Annotated in this window: 9 protein-coding genes; 5 read left to right on the top strand and 4 right to left on the bottom strand. The window is 40.7% G+C overall.

Translation table 11 applies throughout. The features are described from left to right. The 5 genes from RHS_RS28555 to rhaM form a co-directional block, all read left to right on the top strand. Nucleotides 1-474, top strand: a 474-nt coding sequence (locus RHS_RS28555; RefSeq protein WP_047835121.1) for an ATP-binding cassette domain-containing protein, incomplete at its 5' end; no start/stop codon positions are given. A gap of 21 nt (nucleotides 475-495) precedes the next feature. Beyond that, nucleotides 496-1,497 (top strand): ABC transporter permease, encoded by a 1,002-nt coding sequence (locus tag RHS_RS28550; RefSeq protein WP_027295428.1) that lies wholly within the window; start codon nucleotides 496-498, stop codon nucleotides 1,495-1,497. Nucleotides 1,498-1,499: 2 nt separating this feature from the next. Continuing rightward, nucleotides 1,500-2,513, top strand: coding sequence for an ABC transporter permease (locus tag RHS_RS28545; RefSeq protein ID WP_044289586.1), 1,014 nt, complete (start codon nucleotides 1,500-1,502; stop codon nucleotides 2,511-2,513). 72 nt (nucleotides 2,514-2,585) lie between these two features. Next, on the top strand, nucleotides 2,586-3,764 hold the full coding sequence (locus tag RHS_RS28540) for a rhamnose ABC transporter substrate-binding protein (RefSeq protein WP_047835120.1): 1,179 nt from the start codon (nucleotides 2,586-2,588) through the stop codon (nucleotides 3,762-3,764). Between the two features lie 159 nt (nucleotides 3,765-3,923). Further along, nucleotides 3,924-4,235: an L-rhamnose mutarotase gene (rhaM, locus tag RHS_RS28535; RefSeq protein ID WP_027295431.1), complete on the top strand. Its 312-nt coding sequence runs from the start codon at nucleotides 3,924-3,926 to the stop codon at nucleotides 4,233-4,235. A 177-nt stretch (nucleotides 4,236-4,412) separates the two neighbouring features. Here the strand turns inward: rhaM and RHS_RS28530 are convergent, their stop codons facing one another. From RHS_RS28530 to RHS_RS28515, 4 genes are all read right to left on the bottom strand, one after another. Next, a complete protein-coding gene (locus RHS_RS28530; protein ID WP_027295432.1) occupies nucleotides 4,413-5,624 on the bottom strand; it encodes a substrate-binding domain-containing protein in 1,212 nt (403 codons plus the stop codon). Between the two features lie 191 nt (nucleotides 5,625-5,815). Continuing rightward, nucleotides 5,816-7,075 (bottom strand): ABC transporter permease, encoded by a 1,260-nt coding sequence (locus RHS_RS28525; RefSeq protein WP_047835119.1) that lies wholly within the window; start codon nucleotides 7,073-7,075, stop codon nucleotides 5,816-5,818. Continuing rightward, nucleotides 7,075-8,079 carry an ABC transporter permease gene (locus tag RHS_RS28520; protein ID WP_027295434.1) on the bottom strand — a complete coding sequence of 335 codons (1,005 nt, stop codon included), beginning with the start codon at nucleotides 8,077-8,079 and terminating at the stop codon, nucleotides 7,075-7,077. Before RHS_RS28520 ends, RHS_RS28525 begins: the two co-directional genes overlap by 1 nt. Nucleotides 8,080-8,082: 3 nt before the next feature. Further along, nucleotides 8,083-8,524 (bottom strand): ATP-binding cassette domain-containing protein (locus RHS_RS28515; protein ID WP_047835118.1); only part of this gene is annotated, 442 nt, incomplete at its 5' end.

The raw sequence follows: 8,524 nt of genomic DNA, 5'->3' as shown, positions 1-8,524 counted from the left end.
TTAGACTGGGGAATCGGAAGAAATATTACACTTGCAGAACTCAGCAAATATTCTAAAAATGGAATTACCAACGATAAAGCTGAAAGAGAAGCCGCGAAAAAGCTGGCAGAGGAAGTGGATACAAAGGCTGTTACCATATTTGATAAAGCAAGTTCACTGTCCGGCGGAAATCAGCAGAAGGTTGTTGTAGCAAAATTACTTTCCTCAGACCTTAAGGTAATCATCCTGGATGAGCCGACAAAGGGTGTTGACGTTGGAGCCAAAGCAGCAATTTATGAGATCATGGGTGATCTGGCAAAGAAGGGTTATGCGATAATAATGATTTCTTCTGAAATGCCTGAGATCCTGGGTATGAGTGATAGAATCGTAGTTATGTGTCAGGGTAAAGTAACCGGAGAATTAAACCGTGAGGAAGCAACCCAGGAGGGCATCTTAAAATATGCGATGGCCAAATCTTCCGGCGATGCAAACTAGAAAGGAGAGGCAAACAACAAAATGGAAAAGAAATTCAGTCTAAAAAAATTAACCAGCTCTCGTGAAATGAGTTTGCTCCTGGTAGTTATCGTACTTTGTATCTTTATACAATTTCGAAACAGCTCTTTCCTGACGGGTACGGTTATTGTAGAAATGTTAAAGAATTATTCCGTAACAATGATTCTTGCACTTGGTATGATGTGTGTGTTACTGATCGGAGGAATTGATATTTCCATCGGATCCACCATAGCATTATCCGGTATGGGAAGTGCTCTCATGATGAGAGATGGAGTATTTTCAAATACGTTATTAGGTTTTGTAATGTCAATTCTGATCGGATTGGTATGCGGACTTGTAATCGGTCTGGTAATCTCAAAAGGAAAAGTATTACCGATTATTGCAACACTTGGTTTTATGAATATTTACAGAGGTCTGACATATCTGATTGCAAACAGCCAATGGGTAGCTGCATATCAGGTACCGGAGAAATTTAAGGCATTTGCTCAGAGCAATTATTTGACATTTGGATTAGTTAATAATCTGGTTACCATTATGATTATCTGTTATATTATTTTCTTCATCGTCATGAAATGGACCAGAACAGGAAGGAAGATCTACGCAATTGGTAGTAATCCGGAAGCAGCAGAGATTTCAGGTATTAGAATCGACAACATTAAGTTATTAGTTTATTCCCTGATGGGAGCCATTTGTGGTCTGGCAGGTGCAATGTGGGTATCAGTATATGCATCAGCTCAGGGAGATATGGCTACCGGAATTGAAATGGATGTTATCGCAGCCTGTGTAATTGGAGGTGTAAGTTTAACCGGAGGCCGCGGAAGCGTGGTCGGAGTATTCTTAGGATCACTTACAATTGCTATTATAGGAAAAGCGCTTCCATTAATTGGAGTATCCCAATTCTGGCAGAGCGCAATAAAAGGTGTTATTATATTAGTTGCTGTTATCCTGAATGTTATGGCTCAGAGAGTTATGGATAAGAATAATCTGAAAGGAAGGGAGATGTAATCATGGCAACAAAATCTGGAAGAACAATATCAGCAGAAAAGAAATCATCATGGAAACAGACCCTTCTGAAATGGGAAACATTTTTAATAATTTTGTTTATTGCCGTTAATGTTATGAACTCCTTCATTTCACCCAACTATTTAAGTGTATCAGGATTATTTACGGCCACCTCATCTTTCCTGGAAAAAGCATTCATTGCTTTGCCAATGGCTTATATCCTGGTACTGGGTGAAATCGACATCTCAGTTGGTTCTATTGTAGCATTATCAGCGGTTTTAATGTCACTGGCATATAACGCAGGAGTCCCAATGGGGCTTGCAATCATTATCTGTTTATTGGTTGGAACTGCATGTGGTTTTTTAAACGGTCTGATTCTTACGAAGTTTACAGAATTAGCACCTATGATTGTAACATTAGGAACTCAGATATTATTCAGAGGTATTGCTGAAATTCTCTTAGGAGACCAGGCAGCCGGAGGATTGACTAGCGTTGAATGGTTCAGTAATTTATACTGGGGATCCATCGGACCGGTACCTTACATGTTTATCGTATTTGTAATCTGTGCAGTAGCTTTTGGACTGGTATTACATAAAACCACTTTCGGAAGAAGAATTTATGCAATCGGAAGTAACCGTCTGGCAGCTGAATATGCAGGTATCCACGTACAGAAACTTCGCTTGATCGTATATACGATCGCAGGTACATTTTCAGCAGTAACAGCAGTTTTCCTGGCAGCCCGGATGGGAAGTACCCGTTCCAATATAGCGGCGGGGTATGAACTGGAAGCGATCTCCATGGTAGTATTGGGAGGTATCTCAACCGCAGGCGGTAAAGGTAATTTTCCGGGAACAGTTATTGCGATTTTTATCATTGGTTTCTTAAGATATGGATTAGGATTGATTAATGTACCATCTCAGGTAATGTTAGTTATCATTGGAGCATTACTGGTAGTAGCAGTTATGATTCCAAATATAAATATTGGAAAACTTTTAAAGAAAAAAGAAGCAGCAAACTAAAAATCTATTAACGGTACTTACACCAAAGGGTGTTATGTATAAAACTATTTATTCCAAGGGAGGAAATAAAGAATGAAGAAAAAAGTAATTAGTGCATTATTATGTATGTCCATGGTTGCTACAATGATGGCAGGCTGCGGAAGCAGTGAAACAAAGACAACAGAAGCAGCTAAAACAGAGGCAGCGAAAACAGAAGCAGCAACAGAAGCAGGCGGCGACACAGAAGCAGCAAAATCTGAAGTAGCAACAACAGAAGCTGCAGGTGGAGAAACAGAAGCTGCCAAAACAGAAGGAAATGCTGATGTAAGTGGAAATACTTATGCAATTGTTACAAAAGCAGCAGGAAATCCTTACAATGAAAAAGAAGCTACCGGATTCCAGGAAGTAATTGATGCAGTAGGTGGAAAATGCGTAGTAAAACATCCGGAAAGTGCTACAGCAGAAGCTCAGATCACAATGATCAACGAATTAGTTGCTCAGGGTGTTCAGTCTATTGCAATAGCAGGAAATGATTTTGATGCTCTTCAGCCAGCATTAAAAGCAGCTATGGACAAAGGCATCCAGGTATCTTCCTTAGATGCTAACGTAAATCCGGACAGCCGTAAAACATTTGTTAACCAGGCTGGTGTTGACCAGATCGGACAGACATTAATGGATGCAGTACTTGATATCTCCGGTGGAGAAGGACAGTGGGCAATTCTTTCCGCAACAAGCCAGGCTACAAACCAGAACGCTTGGATTGAGTCTATGAAAAAAGTTATGGAAGATGAAAAATACTCCAAACTTGAATTAGTAGAAGTTGCATATGGCGATGATGAATACCAGAAATCTGTTGACCAGACACAGGCTTTATTACAGAACTACCCAGACCTTAAAGTTATCTGCGCTCCTACAACTGTAGGTATCATGGCAGCAGCTAAAGTTATTCAGGATCAGGGCGTAGCAGGCAAAGTTAAATTAACAGGACTTGGACTTCCTTCTGAAATGGCTGATTATATCGGTGATGACGATACACATTCCTGCCCTTACATGTACTTATGGAATCCAATTGATGTAGGACGTTTATCTGCTTATACATCAATGGCATTAGTATCCGGTGAAATCACAGGCGCAGCTGGTGAGAAATTTACAGCTGGCGACATGGGCGAATACGAAATCACAGCAGCAGATGATGGCGGAACAGAAATCATCGTTGGACCTCCTTTCAAATTTGATCCATCAAACATCAATGACTGGAAATCCGTATACTAAAATTACGTAACAACTGCCAATAATAAACTTTTTCATATCATATTTTCCTTATAAAAAAGTCTTCTGCCTGTACCCCATACAGGTGGAGGACTTTTAAATATTATAGTTTCAATCTGATATTTGTATGATACAATAAATTAAAAACAGGAGGTAACACAAATGGTAAAAGGATTTAAAATGAAGTTGTATGAAGGAAAGGAAGAAGAATACGAAATCCGCCACAATCAGCTTTGGCCTGAGATGATAGATATGATTCATCAGTACGGCGGCAAAAACTATACAATCTTCCTGGACAAGGAGACCCTGACTTTATTCGGATATATTGAAATTGAGGATGAAGAACTCTGGGCAAAAGGGGCAGATACTGCAATCAACCGCAAATGGTGGGATTTTATGGCGGATATTATGGAGACAAATCCGGATAACAGTCCGGTATCTGTTGATTTGAAGACGGTGTTTCATTTAGATTAAAAGATGGCGTTGCAAATGGAAAAGTCAATCAAATAAGTCAGTTAAATAAGTCAATTAAATAGCCATGCGTCTGCAAATACTGGGGCGCATGGCTATAATTTTGGGTAACTGAATAATCCTATAAAGATTTACAGCCAATCCTTGTCTATAACCCAAACTCCGGCGCTGTAAGCTGTATTATAATTTAGAAATCCACTCAACCATATTTTCTTTGTAGAAGATATAAGGCTGTCCGGCAAGTACGGCTGTACCGTCACCGCTTTGGTAAGCTTCGTATTTCTCTTCCGGATAGTCGCGGAATGCCTTCATGGTAAATGAAGAGCCGGCTTTTCCGTCAAAAGATTTGTCCAGGGAAGCCAATGTAGAAGCTGCGGCTACGGCGCCCAGATGAATTACATCCCAGAGCATCATATAAGGGCAGACATATGCGAAAGCATCTTCATCAGCCTTGGCAGGCATGAAAGACTGCATTTCGGATGGAAGTCCAAGACCGGTTAGTTTAATTTTACTGTTTGCAGATTTTAAAGATTGTCCCGCTGCTGCGATACCTACGGTTGTTGGGGAGATAATGCAGTCTACTTTATTTTCTGCAATAAATGCCTGTGCCTGGGTTGTGGATTCAGTCAGGTCATCATTTCCGTATTTTTTGTCTAAGTCCGGACTTACTTTTCCGGCATATACCGGATCAGCCAATTCTTTTTCCATGGCGGCAATCCAGCTGTTCTGTACCGGAGTGTCAATGGATGCGGAAAGTACACCAAGTTTTATTTCATCCTGGGAGTAGTCACTAAGCGCTTTTGTAACTGCAGCCTTCATGTCACCGTCTTCCGGATAGTCAACTCCAAGCGTAATTAATACGCCCGCCTGTACCAGGTTAGATCCAATATCCTGAACTTCAGCCTGGTTAATGTGGGTAACGCGGTATTCCGGATTTGCTTCGGAATCAATGGAGGTAATTGGAATTCCTGCTTCTTTTGCCTTTTTAAATACTTCGTCATATCCGGTATCGCCATTTGTGGAGATGGTAATAGAAGCAACTTTTTGTGTAATTAATTCATCCAGCAGCTGAACCTGTGCGGCTACCGTTGTTTCGGCGGGGCTTTTATAAACAGCATTCTGTCCCTCACCCTTCATATACTCATCAAATCCTTCGAACATCAGATCACCAAAAGAGTTTCCGGTGCTTTTGAACATGAATACATGTGAACCTTCCAGAGAATCGGAGGAGCCTCCGGAAGTATTGCCATCTGCTTTTGCTGCCTGTGTTTCTGCTGTTCCGCCTGCCTCAGACCCGCTTGCTGTTGGTTTTGTTGAACTACATCCTGCTAATGATCCTAATACCATTGATACGCAAAGTCCAAGTGCTAAAAATCTTCTTACCTTTTTCATGTTGTTATCCTCCATTTTCATTTTATTTTCCCGGGCAGTTCTCTAAACGGCCGCGCTTATGGTTTCATTTGGCGGCTGCACTGCCGCAAGGGTCAGCTTCTGCCCCTCGTGTTGGGTTATTGACTATATATAAGCAATATCAGGACAGATGGTCTTGCTATTGTTTATAACACAAGAGTTTTTTCTCTGCATCAGGAAAAGCGCTGCTTCGCCTTTTTTGTTTCTTCTTTTAGTTCTGATTTCAGGGATGCCGATGTTTCTTTACATTTTGTCTGGACAGTTACAATCTTTTCTTCATATTTTTTTATTTTTGCCTCTTTTTCCGGTTCACTTAATTTTTCTTCCTTCTTAATCTGCGCAATTAATGTTTTCATGGTCTTCACTTCTTCCTGCGCTTTTAAGTTTACTGCCTCAATATTTTTGTTATTTGAATAAAGTATCATTAGCTTGATGTTTTCGATCAGCTGTTTGTTAACGTTAGGGATCAGTACGGCAATAATTAATATAAAACCGGTTAATATTTTGCGGGAGTTGGCATCCACACCCATTAATCCCAGTGTATAAATGAGAAAAGCCATAATAAGCGTACCTATCACAGGTCCATATACTTTGCCTTTTCCTCCGTTCGTAGAGACACCGCCAAGTACACAAATTGCAATAGCATCTAACTCATAACCGGTGCCCATGGTGGAACTTACACCGCCGCCCATACGACCCACAAAAAATATGGAAGCAATTCCTGCCATAACTCCCATTAAAACAAAAATAACCATTTTGGTATGCTCTACACTAATACCGGAATAGGTGGCTACCGTAGCATTATTGCCGATAATGTATAACTTTCGCCCAAAGTATGAACGGTGAAGAAACAGTACAAAAATTGCAGCCATCAGTAAAAACAGTAATAACGCAACCGGTATCCCAGCAATATTCAGCCATGCGATATCCGTATAAAATTTTGGGAAATGCTTTAAAACGTTTACATCCAGAATAATTTTTACAATTCCGCGAAACAGCATGGAGGTAGAAATGGTAACAATAACTGCAGGCATTTTTATGTAAGCAATCAAAAATCCGTTAAATGCACCACATACACCTCCGGCAGCAATTCCAAATAATACACTTAAGATCATTGGGATACCGGCATCCATGCTTAAACCGGTAACCATAGAAGCAACAATCATGATTGCTGCAACGGATACATCAATGTCTCCAAGCATAAGTACGAAGATCATACCCAATACAAGCGGGGACAGATCCATACCGGATTGAATAATGGACTGAATGGTACCGGCGGAAAAGTAAAGTCCGGGTCTGGTAGCCATTAGCACCAGATTAATTGCTAGTAAAATATAGACAAGTATCATTTCCCACTTAACCAAAAACCGGGATAATTTAAATTTTTCTTTCACCGCCAGATCTCTGGCAGGTGTCTTAAGTTCGCCGCTCATTATATCAAAGCACCCCTTTCCTTTAAAACTCTTTTTTCAGAGGAGCGCAGTGTAAATAAATTAATTGCTACAGCAATAATTATGATTGCACCCTGGATGGCATCTTGCCACACACTAAGTCCCGGGAGTAAACTGATGAAATAGGTTATTACGCTCATCATCAAAAATCCTATAATTACACCGTCTATCTTACCTCTTCCGCCGGTGATGCTGACACCGCCCAGAATACAAATGGCAATGGCCTGCATTTCATAACCCTCACCCATGCCATAATAGCAGATTGAGTAATTTGCGGTGTAAAGCATTCCGGACAGTCCGGCAAGTGCACCACAGATTGTAAATGCCATAAAGGTAACCCTGGCTTCTTTGATACCGGCAACTTTAGCTGATTCGCGGTTTGTACCAATGGCATAAATACGTCTGCCGTAAGAGGTATAGCCAAGAAAAATACCGGCAAGTACAAAGATTACGATTACAAACCATAAAATATTATAGATACCAAGGAACTGACCGGAAGCAAAGGTAACGTAATTATCTGTAAACTGGTGAGGAAACCACCAGTTGCCTCCGCTGCAGAGAAATGCCAGTCCGCGGAAAATATACATGGTACCTAGCGTTGCAATCATGGGGACCATTTTTAAATAACCTACGATAAATCCATTAAAAGCACCACATAAAATACCGACTGCAATACCCAGAATAACCCAGACGATTCCCGGGATATTCTGATAGCTGTTCATCAGAGAGGAGCAGATAACTCCGGCTAAACTTAACGTAGATGCTACAGATAAGTCAATCCCTCCTGTGATGATAACCATCATCATCCCTACTGCAAGAAGTGCATATACGGCATTGTTTCGCAGCATGTTCAGTATTGAAGTTAAGGAGTACATGGAAGGTGTGATAAAAGCAGCTGCGGCCAGCAGTACAGCAAATCCAACCAAAAGTCCAAAGTTTCTGTTGCCTGTAATTTTTTCCATAAATGTATTTTTATCCGACTTCATCTCTTACTCCTCCTTTCCGTCTTTGTTTTTTAAAGAAGCTTCCAGAATCATTTCCTGAGTAGTTCCGCCAGACTCAAACTGACCGGTGACACGTCCGGACTTCATAACTACAATACGGTCTGCCATTCCAAGTACTTCCGGCATTTCGGAAGAAACCATGATAATGGCATATCCATTTGCTGCAAGCTCATTCATAATTTCATATATAGAATATTTAGCGCCCACGTCAATGCCCTTTGTGGGCTCATCTAAGATCAGAACCTTTAAATCACAGCTCAGTAACTTTGCAAATACTACTTTTTGCTGATTACCGCCGGATAAAGAGGAGGGTGGCGCGCTGATATCTTTTGCTTTTAACTGAATCTTCTGGCATAAAGCAATAGCATTTTTCATTTCATCCTCTTCCTGTAAAAGAATGCCTTTTGTAAACTTTTTCATTACGGCG

The sequence above is a fragment of the Robinsoniella sp. RHS genome (assembly GCF_001029355.1).
Lineage (GTDB): Bacteria > Bacillota > Clostridia > Lachnospirales > Lachnospiraceae > Robinsoniella > Robinsoniella peoriensis.
This window is presented reverse-complemented; position numbering and strand designations above follow the sequence as displayed.